19 protein-coding genes are annotated in these 18,648 nt (G+C 64.2%); all 19 read left to right on the top strand.

What is annotated here, in order from left to right; translation table 11 throughout:
• Nucleotides 1-142: 142 nt before the first annotated feature.
• The 19 genes from fliF to cheY all read left to right on the top strand — a co-directional run bounded on the left by fliF (nucleotide 143) and on the right by cheY (nucleotide 18,559).
• Nucleotides 143-1,795, top strand: coding sequence for a flagellar basal-body MS-ring/collar protein FliF (gene fliF / locus HNQ60_RS15325; protein WP_184333272.1), 1,653 nt, complete (start codon nucleotides 143-145; stop codon nucleotides 1,793-1,795).
• A 44-nt stretch (nucleotides 1,796-1,839) separates the two neighbouring features.
• Nucleotides 1,840-2,856 (top strand): flagellar motor switch protein FliG, encoded by a 1,017-nt coding sequence (gene fliG, locus HNQ60_RS15330; protein WP_184333274.1) that lies wholly within the window; start codon nucleotides 1,840-1,842, stop codon nucleotides 2,854-2,856.
• A gap of 21 nt (nucleotides 2,857-2,877) precedes the next feature.
• Nucleotides 2,878-3,525, top strand: coding sequence for a flagellar assembly protein FliH (locus tag HNQ60_RS15335; protein WP_184333276.1), 648 nt, complete (start codon nucleotides 2,878-2,880; stop codon nucleotides 3,523-3,525).
• A complete protein-coding gene (gene fliI / locus HNQ60_RS15340; protein ID WP_184333278.1) occupies nucleotides 3,522-4,874 on the top strand; it encodes a flagellar protein export ATPase FliI in 1,353 nt (450 codons plus the stop codon). The genes HNQ60_RS15335 and fliI overlap by 4 nt, the downstream gene beginning before the upstream one ends.
• Nucleotides 4,875-4,879: 5 nt before the next feature.
• Nucleotides 4,880-5,317 (top strand): flagellar export protein FliJ, encoded by a 438-nt coding sequence (gene fliJ, locus HNQ60_RS15345; RefSeq protein ID WP_184333280.1) that lies wholly within the window; start codon nucleotides 4,880-4,882, stop codon nucleotides 5,315-5,317.
• Between the two features lie 5 nt (nucleotides 5,318-5,322).
• Nucleotides 5,323-6,231: a flagellar hook-length control protein FliK gene (locus HNQ60_RS15350; RefSeq protein WP_184333296.1), complete on the top strand. Its 909-nt coding sequence runs from the start codon at nucleotides 5,323-5,325 to the stop codon at nucleotides 6,229-6,231.
• Nucleotides 6,232-6,600: 369 nt separating this feature from the next.
• Nucleotides 6,601-7,098, top strand: a complete 498-nt coding sequence (locus HNQ60_RS15355; protein WP_184333298.1) for a flagellar basal body-associated FliL family protein — start codon at nucleotides 6,601-6,603, stop codon at nucleotides 7,096-7,098.
• Between the two features lie 61 nt (nucleotides 7,099-7,159).
• Nucleotides 7,160-8,167 carry a flagellar motor switch protein FliM gene (gene fliM, locus HNQ60_RS15360; RefSeq protein ID WP_184333300.1) on the top strand — a complete coding sequence of 336 codons (1,008 nt, stop codon included), beginning with the start codon at nucleotides 7,160-7,162 and terminating at the stop codon, nucleotides 8,165-8,167.
• Nucleotides 8,168-8,197: 30 nt separating this feature from the next.
• Complete coding sequence (fliN, locus tag HNQ60_RS15365; protein WP_184333302.1) at nucleotides 8,198-8,536, top strand: flagellar motor switch protein FliN; 339 nt, start codon at nucleotides 8,198-8,200, stop codon at nucleotides 8,534-8,536.
• Nucleotides 8,537-8,562: 26 nt separating this feature from the next.
• A complete protein-coding gene (gene fliO, locus HNQ60_RS15370) occupies nucleotides 8,563-9,057 on the top strand; it encodes a flagellar biosynthetic protein FliO (protein ID WP_184333304.1) in 495 nt (164 codons plus the stop codon).
• Entirely contained in the window at nucleotides 9,054-9,815 is a 762-nt protein-coding gene (gene fliP, locus HNQ60_RS15375) for a flagellar type III secretion system pore protein FliP (protein WP_184333306.1), read from the top strand. Before fliO ends, fliP begins: the two co-directional genes overlap by 4 nt.
• A gap of 132 nt (nucleotides 9,816-9,947) precedes the next feature.
• Nucleotides 9,948-10,217 carry a flagellar biosynthesis protein FliQ gene (fliQ, locus tag HNQ60_RS15380; protein ID WP_184333309.1) on the top strand — a complete coding sequence of 90 codons (270 nt, stop codon included), beginning with the start codon at nucleotides 9,948-9,950 and terminating at the stop codon, nucleotides 10,215-10,217.
• A gap of 140 nt (nucleotides 10,218-10,357) precedes the next feature.
• Entirely contained in the window at nucleotides 10,358-11,128 is a 771-nt protein-coding gene (gene fliR / locus HNQ60_RS15385) for a flagellar biosynthetic protein FliR (protein ID WP_184333311.1), read from the top strand.
• Between the two features lie 158 nt (nucleotides 11,129-11,286).
• Nucleotides 11,287-12,405, top strand: coding sequence for a flagellar biosynthesis protein FlhB (gene flhB, locus HNQ60_RS15390; RefSeq protein ID WP_184333313.1), 1,119 nt, complete (start codon nucleotides 11,287-11,289; stop codon nucleotides 12,403-12,405).
• 497 nt (nucleotides 12,406-12,902) lie between these two features.
• The gene (gene flhA / locus HNQ60_RS15395; RefSeq protein ID WP_184333315.1) at nucleotides 12,903-14,987 is read left to right on the top strand and encodes a flagellar biosynthesis protein FlhA; all 2,085 of its coding nucleotides are present in this window, start codon (nucleotides 12,903-12,905) and stop codon (nucleotides 14,985-14,987) included.
• Nucleotides 14,988-15,146: 159 nt separating this feature from the next.
• Nucleotides 15,147-16,463: a flagellar biosynthesis protein FlhF gene (gene flhF / locus HNQ60_RS15400; protein ID WP_184333317.1), complete on the top strand. Its 1,317-nt coding sequence runs from the start codon at nucleotides 15,147-15,149 to the stop codon at nucleotides 16,461-16,463.
• Between the two features lie 38 nt (nucleotides 16,464-16,501).
• A complete protein-coding gene (locus HNQ60_RS15405; protein ID WP_184333319.1) occupies nucleotides 16,502-17,365 on the top strand; it encodes a MinD/ParA family protein in 864 nt (287 codons plus the stop codon).
• A complete protein-coding gene (locus HNQ60_RS15410; RefSeq protein WP_184333321.1) occupies nucleotides 17,362-18,099 on the top strand; it encodes an RNA polymerase sigma factor FliA in 738 nt (245 codons plus the stop codon). Before HNQ60_RS15405 ends, HNQ60_RS15410 begins: the two co-directional genes overlap by 4 nt.
• A 73-nt stretch (nucleotides 18,100-18,172) precedes the next feature.
• Nucleotides 18,173-18,559 (top strand): chemotaxis response regulator CheY, encoded by a 387-nt coding sequence (gene cheY, locus HNQ60_RS15415; RefSeq protein ID WP_184333323.1) that lies wholly within the window; start codon nucleotides 18,173-18,175, stop codon nucleotides 18,557-18,559.
• Nucleotides 18,560-18,648 lie beyond the last annotated feature (89 nt).

Here is an 18,648-nt window from a genome sequence, read left to right on the forward strand (position 1 = left end):
GAATGGTCGGAATCAGAGCCAGAAAAATGCAGTATCAGTTTCACGGTGATGTGGTCAGCAGTGGCGAGCAGGAGGCGCGGTCCGTCCGGCCTATCCGCCATCCGCTATCCGCCATCCACTTCGTGTCGGCCGGAGGCCGCTCATGAGCGCCGAAGCTCTCGCCCTCCCACGGCAGCCGTCGATCGTGCCGCCGCAGCTGAAGCCGCTGTTGATCCTGATCGGGATCGCGGCCGCGGTGGCGGCGGGTGTAGGTGTCGTTCTGTGGTCGAAGGAACCTACGTACAGCATGCTGTACGGCAATCTCAGTCAGTCGGACTCGGCGCAGATCGTTCAGGCGCTGCAGGCCAGCGGCATTCCTTACAAGCTCGACAACAATGGCGCGATCACCGTGCCGGCGGATAGCGTGCACGACGCGCGGTTGAAGATGGCGGGGCAGGGGCTGCCGGAAGGCGATGGCGGTTTCGCTGTCATTTCCAAGGATCCCGGCTTCGGTGTCAGCCAGTTCATGGAAGGGGCGCGCTATCAGCACGCACTGGAAACGGAGCTGGCCCGTACGATTTCGAATCTCCAGACGGTGGAGGCAGCCCGCGTCCACCTCGCGCTGCCGCGTCAGTCGGCCTTCGTGCGTGACCGCCGTCCGCCGAGCGCTTCGGTGCTGCTGCAACTCAAGCCCGGTCGTCGTCTCGAACAGGAGCAGGTTACCGCGATCGTCAATCTCGTTGCGTCGAGCATTCCCGAGCTCGAGGCCGAACAGGTCACGGTCATTGATCAGCAGGGCCGCCTGCTGTCCTCGCCCGAGAACGCGCAGGACGAGTTCGCGGCCCGCAGCAAGCAGATGGAAATCGCGCGCGACATGGAAGAGCGCTACACCCATCGCATCGAAGAACTGCTGGCGCCGCTCGTCGGCGCGGGCCGCGTTCGTGCGCAGGTTGTCGCCGACGTCGAGCTCGGTACGACGGAAGAAGCGCGCGAACAGTATCGTCCTGAAAGCCAGATCGTTCGCAGCGAGCAGCTCGCGGAAGAGACGAGCCGCAATGGCTCTGGTCCGCAGGGCGTGCCGGGTGCGCTGACGAATCAGCCTCCGACGCCGGGCACGGCATTGCCTCCGGGCGTTGCCGCCACGACGCCGGCCGCTGGTGCGACGCCGACCGTGGGTCCGAACGGCCAGCCGATCGCTTCTCCGCCGGACAACACTTCGAAGCAGTCGACCCGCAACTACGAAATCGATCGCACGGTTGCCTACACGCGCCAGCCCGCGGGCCGTCTCAAGCGGATCACGGTCGCGGTGCTCATCGACAACGTCAAGACCGCCGATGCCGAAGGCAAGGTGGTGGAGACCGCGCTCACGCCGGAACAGATCGAAAACGTCACGCGCCTGGTGAAGGACGCCGTGGGCTTCGATCAGGCACGAGGCGACAGCGTGAACGTCGTGAATGCGTCGTTCCTGGGCGAAGCCGCACCGGAACAGATTCAGCCGGAAGAGATCCCGCTCTGGGAACGTCCGCTGGTGCGCGACATCGCGAAGCTGGTTGCTGCGCTGATCGTCCTGCTGGCGCTCGTCTTCGTCGTCCTGCGTCCTCTGGTGAAGGGATTGCTGCCTGGACCCGGGGCACGTCCGGTCTACGCACCGCCGGCCCTGCCGGATGCAGCGTCCCCGATGGCTGAAGCAGTTGCTGCCGGCGCGCCGCCGGGAGTCGACTACGACGCGCAGATTGCCCAGGCCCGCACGCTGGTGTCACAGGACCCGGGTCGCGTCGCGCAGGTCGTGAAGACCTGGGTAGGCAACAATGAGTAAGCGAGAAGTCCGGCCGTCGGCCGCCACCCATTTCGGGAACAGTCATGAGTGACGCCAAGAAGGCGCCCCAGCGTAGCGGCACGGAGCGCGCAGCCATTCTGCTTCTGTCGCTCGGCGAAGCCGAGGCCGCCGATGTGATGAAACACATGGGCGCGAAGGATGTGCAGCGCATCGGCGCGGCCATGACGCAGCTGCAGAATATTTCACGCGCCGAAGTTCAGGAGGTGCTGCAGGAATTCACGACGACCGTCGAGAGCCAGACATCGCTCGGAGTCGGCGTGGACGAGTATCTGCGCAAAGTCCTCATCGGCGCTCTGGGCGAAGACAAGGCCGCCGGTGTGATCGACCGCATCCTGTTCGGCCGCTCGAGCAAGGGTCTCGAAGCGCTCAAATGGATGGACGCGCGTGCCGTGTCGGAGCTGATCCGCCAGGAGCACCCGCAGATCATCGCGATCGTGCTGGCCTATCTCGACGCAGACCAGTCGGCGGACGTGCTTGCACAGTTCCCGGACTGGCTGCGCGCGGATGTGATCATGCGTATCGCGACGCTGGACGGTATCCAGCCGAGCGCGCTGCATGAGCTCGACGACGTCATCGAGAAGCAGTTCGCCGGCAAGACGGGCGTGCTGAAGACATCCGTCATCGGCGGCGTGAAAACGGCCGCCAACATCATGAATTTCATGGACAGCAGCCAGGAAGGCGCGCTGCTCGAGCACATCAACAAGGTCGACGAGCCGCTCGGCACGAAGATCCAGGATCTCATGTTCGTGTTCGACGACCTGCTCGAGATCGACGATCGCGGCATGCAGGAAGTGCTGCGCGCCGTGCCGGGCGAACGCCTGCTCATCGCGCTCAAGGGCGCGGAAGACGGTCTCAAGGAGAAGGTGTTCAAGAACATGTCGCAGCGTGCTGCCGAGATGTTGAAGGATGACCTCGAGTCGCGGGGTCCGGTGCGCCTGTCCGAAGTGGAAGGCGCGCAGAAGGAAATCCTCGCGATGGTCCGCAAGATGGCCGAGGCCGGCACCGTGCAGTTCGGCGGCAAGGGCGAAGAGTTCGTCTAAGGACAGCAGACGCCACGAATCATGAACGCACGCGCACAGACAATGACCAGCGACATCGCCCGATGGGACATGCCGACGGTCTCCGGATCGCCGATCCAGGGCCGTCGTCCTGGCCCGACGGTCAGCGAGCTCGAAGCGATCGAGAAGCGCGCGCACGACGAAGCCTTTGCAGCGGGTCGTGACGCGGGTCTGAAAGCGGCGAAGGCCGAGATGCAGCCGTTGATCGACAAGCTCCGCGCGCAGGTCGCCGGCATGACTGCGATCGCGGACAAGCTCGCTCACCCTCTGGAAGAGCTCGATGCCGAGGTGGCCGATCAACTGGCACGCCTGTCGATGTCGATCGCGAAGCAGGTGATCCGTCGCGAACTGCGGCTCGATCCGTCGCAGATCATCGCGGTGATGCGTGAAACGGTTGCGCTATTGCCTGCATCGGTGAGGCAGGTGCGGATTCATCTGCATCCCGAGGACGCCGCAGTCGTTCGTGATCACCTCGCGGCGCCGGGGGGCGACCGTGCATGGAGCATTGCCGAAGATCCGATGCTGAGTCGCGGCGGCTGTCAGGTCGTTACAGAAACATCCCAGATCGATGCGCGCATCGAAACGCGCATCGCAGCCGTCGCCAGCGCGATGCTGGGCGAGGAACGCGCATCTGCCCGGGAATCGGAATGAGAGCAGAGTTTCCCACCAACCGCGCCCCGAACTGGCTCAAGCAGCTCGACCAATTGCAGCGCAAGGTCGAGCGCGTGCCGCCTCCGCCCGTCGAAGGTGTGCTCACGCGCATGATCGGATTGACGCTCGAAGCTTCGGGCTGCCAGGCAGCGGTCGGCGACCGTTGCGATGTGATGGCGAACGACGGAACGCGCATCGAGGCGGAAGTCGTGGGCTTCGCGGGCGATCGTTTGTACCTCATGCCTACGGGCGACATTCATGGGCTCAAGCCGAATGCTCGCGTGATTCCGCGAGTCGGAGCGGAGTCCGTTGCCGTCGGCCCCGAGCTTCTTGGCCGCATCATCGACGGCGCCGGCCAGCCCCTCGACGGACTTGGTCCGATCGAGTGCGAAGGCCGCGTGCGTCTCACCGGCACTCAGATCAATCCGCTGGCGCGTCAGCCCATCAGCGAACCGCTGGATGTCGGCGTGCGCGCAATCAATTCGGTTCTCACTGTCGGTCGTGGACAGCGCGTGGGTCTGTTTGCAGGCAGCGGCGTCGGCAAGAGCGTGCTGCTCGGCATGATGGCGCGCTTCACCAGCGCCGACGTCATCGTCGTCGGCCTGATCGGCGAGCGTGGTCGCGAAGTGAAGGAATTCGTCGAGCGCATCCTCGGCCGCAAGGATCGTGATCGAGCCGTTGTCGTCGCGACGCCGGCCGACAATCCGCCGCTCATGCGTCTGCACGGCGCCTGGCGTGCGACCGCGATTGCCGAGTACTTCCGCGACCAGGGCAAGAGCGTTCTTCTGATCATGGATTCGCTCACGCGAGTCGCACAGGCGCAGCGCGAGATCGGTCTCGCCATCGGTGAAGCGCCTGCCACGAAGGGCTATCCGCCGTCGGTGTTCGCCCGAATCCCGCAGATCGTCGAGCGGGCAGGAAACGGCGCGGAAGGCAGCGGTTCCATCACTGCGTTCTACACCGTGCTTACTGAAGGCGACGACCAGCAGGATCCGATTGCCGACTCTGCTCGCGCGATTCTCGATGGACACATCGTGCTGTCCCGTCGCATCGCGGAAGCGGGTCAGTACCCTGCGATCGACATCGAAGCATCGATCAGCCGCGCCATGCACGAAATCGTTCCCGCGCAGCACAGCGCGATGGCACGCCGTTTCCGTCAGTCGCTGTCGACGTTCCAGCAGAACCGGGACCTCATCGCGATCGGTGCGTACCAGAAGGGCTCGGACCCGCGCATCGACGCGGCGATCGCCCAGTGGCCGTCGATACAGAAGTTCCTGCAGCAGGATATGACAGAGAAAGTGGCGTATGCCGACAGCGTCGCTGCCCTGACTCAGCTTGCCGGTGAATAGCCTCAATGACCCGAGCCGATCGTCTCCAGCCCGTTCAGAACCTTGCCGAGGAGGCCGAGCGCCGCCTTGCGCAGCAGGTGGCCGCGCTCGAGCGCAATGCTCGTGAGGCGGAGACGAAGCTGCTCGATCTCGAGCGCTACGCCGAGGAGTACCAGAGGCAGTACGGGGAGCGTGCGGGGCGCGGCATCGGTGTTACCGAGTTGCGTGACTACCAGGCATTTCTCGCTCGCCTCGGTGAGGCGATGCGGCAGCAGCGTGCGATCGTCACGAAGACGCGCAACGAATGCGATGCAGGACGTTTGCGTTGGCAGGAAGCGGCGAAGCGCGTGAAGGCACTCGACCACGTCGCCACGCAATGGCGCGACGAGGCCCGGCGCGCAATGGACCGCCGTGAGCAGATAGAGATCGATGAACGGGCGCAGAGGCCGAGAACGCAGAGATGATCAACATGAGTACACCAATGCTTCCCGCCACTACTCCCGCTTCGCCCACGGCTGCGCCTGTGGGCGAGACGACGACGGGCGTTCCGGCCGATGACTTCATGCTGATGCTCGGTCAGTTGCTCGGCGCGCCGGTCGCGAAGGCGACCCAGGCGAAGCCGACGCTGACGCCCGCCACCGATGTCGAAGGAGACGCCGCCCAGGCGTTGCAGGACGCCGCCGCTCTGGCGGGCGTTCCGTTGCCCGTTCCCGTGACGTTGCCAGCTCAGCAAAACGCGGCAACGCAGGCGATGGCGGCGGAAGTGCTGCCGTTGGCAGGAGGCGAGGGCGGTGCAGCTCGCTCGAGCGTAGCTTCCATGACCGCAGATGCTCTCGCAGCAACGCTGGCAGAGACGCCGGCGGAAGTCGACAACCAGGCACCCACGTCCCCGAATCCTCTACATGCCCAGCCGATGGACGCCGCACAGTTGCGGGCGGCCGCGACCGTTGTCGAGGCAGGTCCCACACGTACGCTGCACCATCATGTAGGCAGTTCTGCCTGGGCCGATGAGCTTGGCACCCGCATGCTGCTGATGAGCGAACGCGGCCAGCACTCCGCTTCGCTGCGCTTGTCGCCAGAACATCTCGGCCCACTCGAGGTACGCATCGCCGTCCGCGACGACCAGGCTTCCGTGTGGTTCGGCTCCGCCCAGGCCGATACCCGTGCGGCCCTTGAACAGGCACTCCCGCGCCTGCGTGAGTTGTTTGCCTCACAAGGCCTCTCGTTGTCGGATGCCGGCGTTTTCCACGAATCGCCGCGTGAGCAGGCGAAGCAGGGTGGGGCGAACGGAACGACGCTGCCAGGCGGCGGTACGGAGGCTGAGGTTTCGGCAAGCGCGATGGCGGTGAAGTTGGGGCTGGTGGATGCATACGCCTGATCACCTGTCATTCCCGCGCAGGCGGGAATCCATCTGCATCCCTCGGCATGGACTCCCGCTTGCGCGGGAGTGACGGAGCTCGCTGCCGCGCGCTGACGTTCGACTGAAGTCGAACCCACACAGGACGGCCACCGGCCAGACTCTGGCCAGCAGCCAGCAGCCAGCAGCCGCCAGCCTCCCGCCGTCGGGCTTTTCTCCTGTGCTCCCCATCACATTTCCCCCGCCAACTTTCCGACGTGTGTGCTGCAGTTCACAGTCGCCGGAAACGCACAAAACCCTTGTTTTATAGGCATTTCGTGAGCTTCCGGCCCGCGTGGCACGACGCTTGCTAATTCAAGGCATTCGTTCGTGCTCTCGAGGATTCAGACGATGTCCGATGCTGCCGCCGCCCCCGCCCCGAAGTCGGGTCCCAGCATGCTGGTGGTCATCCTGGCTGCACTGGTTGCAGCAGGTGCCGCCGGTGCAGGCGTGTATTTCATGACCGCCAAGAAGGACAAGGGCGAAGAAGCGGCTCATGCCGAGGAGGCGAAGGCGACCACCAAGACGCCTGCCCTGTACGCGAAGCTCGATCCGCCGTTCGTCGCGAACTTCGAAGCCAAGGGCGCGATGCGCTTCCTCCAGGTTTCCGTCGAAGTCATGACCCGCGACCCGCTGATGCTGGACACGCTGAAGGCCCACGAGCCGATGATCCGCAACGACCTGCTGATGCTGTTCGGCAACCAGAAATACGAAGCGATCAACACTTCGGAAGGGAAAGAACGCCTGCGGGCCGAGGCATTGGAGACCGTCCGCAAGATCGTCACTGCCGAAGGCGGCGACGGCGCGAAGGTCGAGCAGTTGTACTTCACGAGTTTCGTAATGCAGTGAGGAACGGCCCGATCCGCCGAACCCCGTCGCCCCGCAACCCGTAACCGCCACTCAAGAAACCATGTCCGGCCAAGACGTACTCAGTCAAGACGAAATCGATGCGCTATTGCACGGCGTCGACAGCGGCGCCGTAAAAACCGAAGACACGGCGGAGCCCGGTCAGGCGCGTCAGTACGACTTCACCAACCAGGTGCGGATCGTGCGCGGCCGCATGCCGACGCTCGAGATGATCAACGAGCGGTTCGCACGCCTGTTCCGCACGAGCCTGTTCAACATGCTCCGCCGCGCCCCTGAAGTGGCGGTGGCGCCGATCAAGATGCAGAAGTTCAGCGAATACGTTCATTCGCTCCACGTTCCGACGAGCCTGAACCTGGTTCGCGTGCTGCCGCTGCGGGGCACGGGTCTCATCGTGCTCGATCCGAAGTTCGTGTTCACAGTCGTGGACAACTTCTTCGGCGGCAGCGGCCGGTTCGCGAAGATCGAAGGTCGCGAGTTCACTGCCACCGAGACGCGCGTGATCCACATGCTGCTGAAGCACGTGTTCGCGGGCTTCAAGGAAGCCTGGTCGCACGTGGCGCGCCTCGAGATCGAATACCTGAACTCCGAAATCAATCCGCACTTCGCCAACATCGTGAGCCCGACGGAAATCGTCGTGGTGACGAGCTTCCACGTCGAGCTCGACGGCGGCGGCGGCGACGTCCACATCACGATGCCTTACTCGATGCTCGAGCCCATGCGCGAGCTGCTCGATGCCGGCGTTGCCAGCGACCGCGTCGAACACGACGAGCGCTGGGTCACGGCGCTCAAGGAAGAGATCGAAGATGCGGAAGTGGAACTGAAGACGCTGCTCGGCCGCGGCCGGCTGACGATGCAGCAGCTGTCGGAGCTCGCTCCGGGCGATGTGATCCCGTTCGATTTCAACGGCCGCGCCACGGTGCTCGCAGAAGAGGTCCCCATCTTCCGCGGCACGTTCGGCGTCTCGCACGGGCAGCAGGCCGTGCAGATCGAGGAGCGGGTCAGCCGCTTCAAGCCGAAGATTCTCGAAACGCTGCTGGCGCAGAAATCCTGAACCCCCTGACTCTATTTTCTGGAAACGAACATGAACGCAAAAACCGATGCAGCAGCCCGCGCCGAGTTCGGCGACCTGCAGGACAAAGGCATCAGCGACGGCGCACGCGACGTCAATATGGAAGTCATCCTCGACGTGCCGGTCACGTTGTCGATGGAAGTCGGCCGCACCCGCATCCCGATCCGCAACCTGTTGCAGCTCAACCAGGGCTCCGTTGTCGAACTCGACCGCGCTGCCGGCGAACCGCTCGACGTGTTCGTCAACGGCACGCTGGTCGCGCACGGCGAAGTGGTCGTCGTGAACGAGAAGTTCGGCATCCGGCTCACCGACGTGATTTCGCCGGCTGAGCGCATCAAGAAGCTGAAGTAAGCGCTCGGGTGACGAAGGTGACGAAAGTGACGTTGGTGACGAAGGGCGCAGCGCGAGTCGGGAGGTCGGTGCTGGCCTTCATGACTGTCGTGGCTTCTGCGACCGTCATCGCTTCCGCGGCGCTGGCCGCGGATCAACCCTTCGCCGCTCCTCAGGCCGTCGAACGCGCGGCTCCCGTCGGTGCCGGCAGCCTGCTCCAGGTGACGTTCTCATTGCTGCTCGTGCTCGGCGCGGTCTTCGCTGCCGCGTGGCTCGTGCGGCGTCTGCGGGGTCTCGGTGGACCGGGAACCGAAGCGATCCGAGTCGTTGCTGCTACCGCGCTGGGCGCGAAAGAGCGCGCGGTGCTGGTCCAGGTCGGCAAGCAACAGCTGCTGCTGGGCGTAACGCCCGGCCAGGTGAGTCTTCTGCACACGCTGAATGAATCGATCGATGTGAATGCACCGCGCGGCAACGATGCCGGCGACGCTGCCCTCAAGCCTGAGTTCAAGGCGATCCTGAAGCGGAGCCTCGGGCTGAAATGAGCGCTTCACGCACCATCCTGCGCTGGGTCGCCGGCGCGCTCGCGTTGGCCTTGCCGCTCGTTTCGATAGCTGCCGCGCCAGGCGGTCTCGAAGCCGTCACGGTCACGACGAATCCCAATGGCGGCCAGACGTACTCGCTGACGCTGCAGATCCTGATCCTGATGACGGCAGCCACGATGCTGCCGGCGATCGTCCTCATGATGACGTCGTTCACGCGCATCGTCATCGTGCTCGGCATCCTGCGCCAGGCACTGGGTGCCGGTCAGTCGCCGCCGAACCAGGTGATCATAGGCCTCTCGCTGTTCCTGTCGCTGTTCATCATGGGTCCCGTGATCGATCGCATCAACACGGAAGCCGTGCAGCCCTACATGGCCGGCACGATCGACGCGACCGTTGCGATCGACCGGGCAAGCGTGCCGCTGAAGCGCTTCATGCTGGATCAGACCCGCGAGAGCGACATCGCCACCTTCGTCCGCATCTCGGGCGGGCAGGGCTTCGAGAAGCCGGAGGACGTGCCGATGCGCATCCTCATCCCGGCATTCGCAACGAGCGAGCTCAAGACCGCCTTCCAGATCGGCTTCCTGATCTTCATCCCGTTCGTGATCATCGACCTGGTCGTCGCCAGCGTCCTGATGTCGATGGGCATGATGATGCTGTCACCCGTCCTCATCTCCCTGCCATTCAAGCTGATGCTGTTCGTCCTCGTCGACGGTTGGTCGCTCGTGATGGGGACGTTGGCGGCGAGTTTCTATACATAGAAGTAGATAGCGGATAGCGGATAGTGACTGGTCAGAACGGAGAGCGGAATTGACGCGACCTGAACGCACGATACGGCAGCGAGCTCTGCATCCGGCTATCCGCCATCCGCTATCCGCCATCGCCTTCCTCATATGACTCCCGAAACCATCATGACCATCGCCCAGCGGGCGCTCGAGATCACCATGCTGCTCGCGGCGCCGCTGTTGCTGGCCGCGCTGATCATCGGCTTGCTCGTGGGTGTGTTCCAGGCCGCGACGCAGATCAACGAAATGACGTTGTCGTTCATTCCGAAGCTCATCGGCATGGCGGCGACGCTGGTCATTGCCGGACCGTGGATGCTGAAGGTGATCGTCGGCTACACCCGCGAACTGTTCGAGTCGATTCCGGGATTGATCGGATGAACGGAGGAAGTAGATAGCGGATGGCGGATAGGGACCGAATCCAGCAGGCGAGCGATCCGGCTGCCACGATCTCGATACACGCCACCTGACGCCAATCCGACTCTGACTATCCGCCATCCGCTATCCGCCCATCTACTTCGATGCTCAATCTCTCCTCCGGCCAACTCGAAGCCTGGTTCGTCCAGTACTTCTTTCCGTTCGTGCGGATCGGAGCGTGCTTCCTGGCTGCGCCGGTGTTTGCGGCGCGGTTCGTGCCCGCTCGCGTGCGGCTGTTTCTGGCGGGGGCGGTTGCCATCATCGTCGCGCCGCTGATCCCGGTGCCCTCTGTTACGCCGTTCTCGATCGACGGTGTCATCATCACGATCCAGCAGATCATCATCGGGCTGTCGATCGCGTTCGTGCTGCAGCTCATCTTCGACGCGCTCGCGATGGGCGGGCAGCTGTTGTCGAACACGATGGGCCTGGGATTTGCGTTCAACGTCGATCCGTTGCGCGGCGTCGGCACGCCGGTGCTCGGCCAGCTCTACATGATTCTCGTCACGCTGACGTTCCTCGCGCTCAACGGACACCTGCTGCTGATCGAGTTGCTCGCGCAGGGATTCACGACGATGCCCGTCGGTACGAACGGACTCAGCCCGGAACAGCTCTGGACAGTGGTTTCGTGGGGCTCTCAGCTCTTCAGCGGCGCCGTCATGGTCGCGCTGCCCGGCATGACGGCGTTGCTCGTCGTCAACCTCGCCTTCGGCGTCATGAGCCGCGCCGCACCGTCGCTGAACCTTTTCGCCGTCGGCTTCCCGATCTCGCTGATCTTCGGCCTGATCATCATCTACGTCGGCATGCCGGCGGTGCAGAGCACGTTCATCGGATCGCTGGATCTGGCGTTTGAGCTGATCCGGGGGTTGATGAGATGAGCAAGAGGGCAGTGAGCGGCGAGCGACGAGCTGTGAGCCAGAAGCCAGGAGGCTGCGAGCTCGAACGGATGGCCGGCATGCTTCTTTTTCGCCTCCGCTTCCGTCTCTGGCTCGCGGCTCACAGCTCGCCGCTCATTGCTTCCCAGGATTGATCCGCCATGGCTGAAGAAAACGAAGACGGCCAAGAAAAAACAGAGAGTGCAACTCCCAAGCGCCTGGAGGAGGCGCGCCGCAAAGGGCAAATTCCTCGTTCTCGCGATCTGAGCGCTGCCGCGGTGCTGATGACCGGCGGCGTGGCGCTGTCCGCCATGGGCGGGCAGATCGGCGGAGATCTCTATGCGCTGATGCGGCAGGGCCTGACGCTCACGAGAGAGCAGGCGATGGACCCGGAGCAGATCGTTCCGATGCTCGCGAGTGCAGGACTGGATGGGCTGATGGCCTGCGTGCCCGTGCTCGGCTTGTTGTTGCTTGCGGCAATCCTTGCACCGCTGGCACTGGGCGGCTGGAGCTTCAGCACCGAGTCGATCATGCCGCAGTTCAACCGCCTGAACCCGCTGTCCGGCATCAAGCGCATATTCGCAATGCGCAGCATCGTCGAGCTCATGAAGGCGCTCGCGAAGTTCGGCGTGGTCGCCGTCATCGCTGCGATGGTTCTCTGGAAGGACGCGTCGGCGCTGCTGGCCCTGGGCCGTGAACCGACCGCGCAAGCCATCATGCATGCCGTCAGTCTCGCGGGCAGCGCGCTGATCCTGATTTCCGCGGGAATGCTGGTCATTGCCGGCGTCGACGTGCCGTACCAGCTCTGGCAGTACGCGAAGCAGCTGAAAATGACACGCGAGGAAGTCCGCCAGGAAATGAAGGAAAGCGAAGGCTCGCCGGAAGTGAAGGGCCGCATCCGCCAGATCCAGCAGCAGATGGCCCGCCAGCGCATGATGCAGGACGTGCCGAACGCCGACGTGATCGTCACGAACCCGACCCATTTCGCCGTGGCGCTGAAATACGACGAAAAGCGCATGCGTGCCCCGATCGTCGTCGCCAAGGGCGTCGACCTCGTCGCCGCCCGTATCCGCGAAATCGCCACCGAACACTCGGTCCCGATCTTCGAAGCCCCGCCGCTCGCCCGCGTTCTGTACAAGAACGTCGACATTGGCGGCGAAGTCCCGTCGACGGTGTACGTCGCGGTGGCGCAGGTGTTGAGTTACATCTTCCAGCTGCGGACGGCGAAGCGCGCTGGGACCCGCCCGCCACCGCCACCTGTGGTGGATGTGGAGGAGTAGGGGAACTGGCTAGCGGCTAGCCAGAATACCGAGTCGGAACCTCCGGTCCGGCTCTGCTTGTGGGTCCGGCTTTAGCCGGACGTCAGCGAAGCATCGCCTGCGGCGATTACGTCCGGCTGAAGCCGGACCCACAACACCTCATCCCCGCGAAAGCGGGGATCCATCCGGAATGGATTCCCGCGTCCGCGGGAATGACAGAGACGGGGGGGCTTGCCCCTTGTGACGGCGTTTTCTGGCCCGCTGGCCAGCGAGCCAGTCCGCCAGTGGCCTCCTTCTCAAACTGTGAAGGATTCCCGCCCCGTCAAAACCTCCGTGGCTTGGCGTTTGCAGATATCCCCTCGAGCGTCAGAGCAATGGCGCGACGGGAAATCGACACAGTGAAGACGGCAACGACAAAGCGACTGGCAACTGGCTCCTGGCGACTGGCCAGAGAGACGACTGCGTCACATTTCGTTCCGGCCAGCCGCCAGTAGCCAGTCGCCATCAGCCTCATCCCCATGTCCGCCACCGCCCCCGCACTGAACTTCGGCTCTCTGATCCGCTCCGGCATCGGCGTGCCGGTCGGCGTGCTTGCCGTTCTCGCGATGGTGGTGCTGCCGTTGCCGCCGATCGCGCTGGACGTGCTCTTCACGTTCAACATCGCGCTGTCGCTCGTGATCGTGATGGCGGTCTTCTACGTCGCACGTCCGCTCGAGTTCGGCGTGTTTCCGACCGTGCTGCTGCTCGCGACGTTGCTGCGACTCGCGCTCAACGTTGCATCGACTCGCGTCGTTCTCCTGCACGGCCACACCGGTTCGCATGCGGCGGGCAAGGTCATCGAATCGTTCGGCGAGTTCGTCATCGGCGGCAACTACGCGGTCGGCGTGATCGTGTTCGCCATCCTGACCATCATCAACTTCGTCGTCGTGACGAAGGGCGCCGGTCGTATCTCCGAAGTCAGCGCGCGATTCACCCTCGATGCGATGCCCGGCAAGCAGATGGCGATCGACGCCGACCTCAACGCCGGTCTCATCAACCAGGAAGAAGCCCGGACTCGTCGTGGCGAGGTTCGCGCCGAAGCCGACTTCTACGGCTCGATGGACGGTGCCAGCAAGTTCGTCCGCGGCGACGCGACGGCGGGCATCCTGGTCCTGGTCATCAATATCCTCGGCGGCGTCGCCATCGGCATGATGGCGCATGACATGGGATTCAAGGACGCAGCGCGCGTCTACACGCTACTGACGATTGGCGACGGCCTCGTTGCACAGATTCCTGCGTTGCTGCTCTCGACCGCTGTGGCCATCATCGTAACCCGCATGTCCGGCGCGCAGGACATGGGCGGCGAACTGCAACGACAGTTGCTCGGTCATCCGCGCGCACTTGCGGTTGCTGCAGGGCTCATGGGCGTGATGGGCCTGATTCCCGGCATGCCGAACGTGCCGTTCCTGTTGATGGCCGCACTCTGCGGACTTGGCGCGTGGACGCTTCACAAGCGCTCGCAGGCTGCTGCCACGAAGCCGGTCGAGGTTGCGCCGGCGCCGGCGGCACCTGTTGCAGAAGCGCGCGAACTCACCTGGGACGATGTCCAGCCAGTCGACATCATCGGTCTCGAAGTCGGCTATCGGCTCGTGCCGCTCGTCGACAAGTCGCAGGGCGGCGATCTGCTCGCTCGTATCAAAGGGGTGCGCCGCAAGCTGACGCAGGATCTCGGGTTCCTCGTTCAGGCCGTGCACATCCGCGACAACCTCGACCTGTCGCCCAACGCTTATCGGATCAATCTCGCCGGCGTGCCGGTGGGCGAGGGCGTGATCTATCCGGAGCGCGAGCTCGCGATCAACCCGGGTAAGGTGTTTGGCCAGCTGAACGGCATCGCGACGCGGGATCCGGCCTTCGGCATGGAGGCCGTGTGGATCGAGCCGGGTCTGCGCGATCAGGCACAGACGCTCGGTTACACAGTCGTCGACGCGAGCACCGTGATCGCGACGCACCTGAGCCATGTGATCCAGACACACGCTCACGAACTGCTCGGCCACGAAGAAGTCCAGCAGCTGCTCAACACGCTGGCGAAGGGCACGCCGAAGCTCGTCGAGGACCTCACGCCGCGCCTCATGCCGCTCGGCACGATCGTCCGCGTCCTGCAGGGCCTGCTCGGCGAGCGCGTGCCGATCCGCAACATGCGCACGATTGTCGAAACGCTCGCGGAGCACGCGAACCGCACGCAGGATCCGATGCAGCTCCAGGCGCTCGTCCGCGTCGCGCTCGGCCGCCAGATCGTTCAGGACATCGCAGGGATGTCCACCGAGCTGCCGGTCATCACGCTGGAACCCGATCTCGAACAACTTCTGAGCAATTCGCTCGGCGGCGCAAACGCCGCGACGCCTGGCCTCGAGCCCGGCCTCGCCGAACGCATGCAGCGCCGTCTCGCCGAAGCCGCGCAGCGCCAGGAAATGACAGGCGAGCCGGCCGTGCTGCTCGTGCCGCCGCAATTGCGCCAGACCCTCGCTCGCTTCATCCGCTCGATCGTGCCGAACATGCACGTCCTTGCGTGGAACGAGATTCCGGACAACCGGAAGGTGAGGTTGGTGACGGCGGTGGGGCGCTGATGCGCGGAGCGCATCAAGCGAGCTGTGAGCGATGAGCCAGAGAGATTCAGTGATGTGCAGGTTGGAAATGATGACGAACACAAGTGTCAATGAGGGACCGGCGGGCTTCTGGCTCGTCGCTCATCGCTCGTCGCTCGTCGCCCATCGCGGAGCGAGCCTATGAAGATGAAACACTACCGCGCCCCCGACATGCGCCAGGCATTGCGGTTGATCCGCGATGCGCAGGGGCCGGATGCGGTCATTCTGTCGAGCAAGCGCATCGACGGCGGCGTCGAGGTTGTCGCGGCTGTGGACTATGACGGTGATGCGCCGACGGAAGGCGTCGATACCTACGGTCAGATGCCTGCGTACGATCAGCGCGAAGAGTCGTATCACTCGCGTGCGCAGCAGGTGGCTGCGGCACTTGCAGTGCGCACTCAGAGTGAGCGGCAGGTTGCGCCGGTTGCTGAGCGTGCCGCGCCCGCGAAGGTTGCGCCTCCGAAATCTGCTCCGGCCAAAGCACCGTCGCGCTTCTCCAGCCCGGCGTTCGATGATCTCGAGGCAGTCGAACCGGCGACGATGAGCGAAGAGCTGCGTACGTTGCGGCAGATGCTCGAGACGCAGTTTGCGACGCTTGCCTGGAATGACTTGTCGCGTCGCTCGCCGCTGCAGATCACGTTGCTCAAGCAGCTCACTGTGCTCGGCCTCGCTGCCGATCTTGCGAGCGAACTCGTCGCGCAGTTGCCTTCGAAGCTCGAACCGTCCGAAGCGCAGCGTCTGATGCTCGCGCAGCTCGCACGTCGCATAGCGGTGACGGAAGAGCGGTGGATCGATCACGGCGGCATCGTCGCGATGGTGGGCCCGACGGGCGTCGGCAAGACGACGTTGATCGCAAAGCTCGCTGCACGCTGGGTGATGCGCCATGGTCCGCGTGGACTCGCGCTGATCTCGGCGGATTCGGTGCGTATCGGCGCGCAGGAACAGATTCATACACTCGGCCGCCTGCTCGGCGCGCCGGCGTACGGCATCGAGGGTGTGCATGAGCTGCCCGAGTTGCTCGATCACCTTTCGGATCGTCGCCTGATCCTGATCGACACGGCGGGGCTCAGCCAGCGGGATGCCCGCCTGGCCTCCGAACTGGCCGCGCTCTCGAACGCGCATCCGAAAATCGAAACGACACTCGTGCTTTCGGCAGCGGCGCAAGCCGGTGCGATCGAGGAGGCCGTCGAGCGCTTCGCGGCAGCACAACCCGTGAGCTGCGTACTGACGAAGATCGACGAAGCGACGAGCCTCGGCGGCGCGATCTCGACGCTCATTCGCAGCCGCCTGCCGGTTGCGTATCTCAGCGACGGCCAGCGCGTACCGGAAGATCTCTCAGTCGCACGTGCTCACCAGGTCGTGGCCAGAGCGGTGCAGCTGTCGAAGAAGTCGGGCGCGACAGCGGACGAAGATTTGCTGCAGCGGCGCTTTGGCGCCGTGGCGCATGTGATGGCGTGATGGGTTTGGTTACTAACAAGGTTCAATCGATGGAATCAATGCAACAAGCCGGTCTGAGACGGGCGACGAACCCCGGACCCGTCCAGGTCATCGCCGTGACGGGCGGCAAGGGCGGCGTCGGCAAGACGAGCGTCGCCGTCAATCTCGCGACGGCGCTGGCGACGACGGGGCGGCGCGTGATGCTGCTCGACGGCGATCTCGGCCTCGCGAACGTCGACGTGTTCCTCGGCTTGTCGCCGCGGCACACGATGGCACACGTGCTGTCTGGTGAGCGGGCGCTCGAGGAAATCATTCTCGAGTCGCCGCACGGGGTGCAGGTGGTTCCGGGTGCCTCCGGCGTAGCCGACATGGCGAATCTGTCCGCTGCGGGACATCTGAATTTGATCCAGGCGTTCAGTACGCTGAACTCGCGTGTCGATACCCTGATCGTCGACACAGCGGCTGGTATCTCCCACAGCGTCGTGCAGTTCGCGCAGGCAGCGCAGCACGTGTTGCTGGTCGTGTGCGATGAACCTGCCTCGATGACCGACGCCTATGCGCTGGTCAAAGTCCTGAGCCGCAACCACGATGTGACGCGGTTCCGGGTCGTCGCCAACATGGCGCGGGCGCCGGGCGAGGGCGAAGCCCTGTTCGAAAAGCTGCAGCGCGTCACATCCAAGTTCCTGGACGTGACGCTCGAGTATGTTGGGGAAATCCCTGAAGACCCGTACTTGCGGCGCGCAATCCGTGAACAGCGTCCCGTCGTTGGCGCATTTCCGTCAAGTCCGTCCACCCGCGCATTCAAGAAACTCGCGCTCAAGGCCGATAAGTGGCCTGTACCGGACGGCCCTCGGGGGAATCTCGAATTCTTCGTTGAGCGTCTGGTGCGACGGCCGCAAGCGCGGCTGGAGGTGGTCCGATGAGTGGCGTTGCGGCATACAAGGCTGGCAAGCCCAGTCGGGAAACCGATGCGATGGTCATGCGCCACGCGGAGCTGGTGAAGCGCATTGCGTATCACCTCGCGGGTCGCCTGCCGGCATCGGTGGAAGTTTCGGATCTGATCCAGGCCGGCATGCTCGGCCTGCTGGAAGCGGCGGCGAACTACACGGCCGATCGCGGTGCGAGCTTCGAAACGTATGCGGGCATCCGCATCCGGGGAGCGATGCTCGACGCGTTGCGCAAGCTCGATTGGGCACCGCGCTCCGTGCATCGCAAAGCGCGCGCGGCTGCGGCGGCGATGCGGGAGATCGAAGCGGAGTTCGGGCGCGAAGCGAGAGATGTCGAAGTCGCTGAACGCATGGGCGTGGAGCTCGATGAGTACCACCGCATCACGCAGGACGCGGCGAGTTGCCGGGTCGCCAGCCTCGATGAAACGAGCGGCGATGAGGATTCGCTGATCGGTCGCGTCGAAGACGAGGGCGCCGATCCGTTCCTCGACGCGACGGAAGAGGGTTTCCGCGCGGCGCTGGTGGGAGCGATCAAGGAACTGCCGGAGCGCGAACGGTTGGTGATGTCGTTGTACTACGACGACGAGCTGAACCTGAAGGAAATCGGCGCGGTGCTGAAGGTTACGGAATCGCGCGTGTGCCAGCTGCACGGCCAGGCGCTGGTTCGATTGAAGGCGCGGCTCGCCCACTGGCGCGATCGCGCGGGTTGATGCTCGGGGAAGAAGCGGTTCTTCCTCTCATCGAAAGGCTTGGGAAAGACTTGGGATCATTGGAGATCGGGACGTGAGCAAAGACATGAAGTTTCTGGTGGTCGACGACTTCTCGACCATGCGCCGAATCATCAAGAACCTCCTGATCGATCTCGGCTACCAGAACGTGACCGAGGCCGACGACGGCCAGACCGCGCTGCCGATGCTGCAGGCGGGCAGCTTCGACTTCCTCATCACGGACTGGAACATGCCTGGCATGCCGGGCCTCGATCTGCTGAAAGCGGTTCGCGCTGACGCGAAGCTCGCCAAGATGCCGGTGCTCATGCTGACCGCGGAAGCGAAGCGCGAGCAGATCATCGAAGCAGCGCAGGCCGGCGTGAACGGCTACGTGATCAAACCCTTCACGGCGGTCACGCTGAAGGAAAAGATCGACAAGATTCTCGAGGCGCGGGCGGCCTGAGGCCGCGGCAACTGGCAACTGGCGACTGGCCGCTGGCCAGAGTCCGGATTGGCCAGTAGCCAGCAGCCAGTAGCCAGCAGCCAAAGGTT

It is taken from the genome of Povalibacter uvarum (assembly GCF_014202975.1).
GTDB classification, from domain to species: Bacteria; Pseudomonadota; Gammaproteobacteria; order Steroidobacterales; family Steroidobacteraceae; genus Steroidobacter; species Steroidobacter uvarum.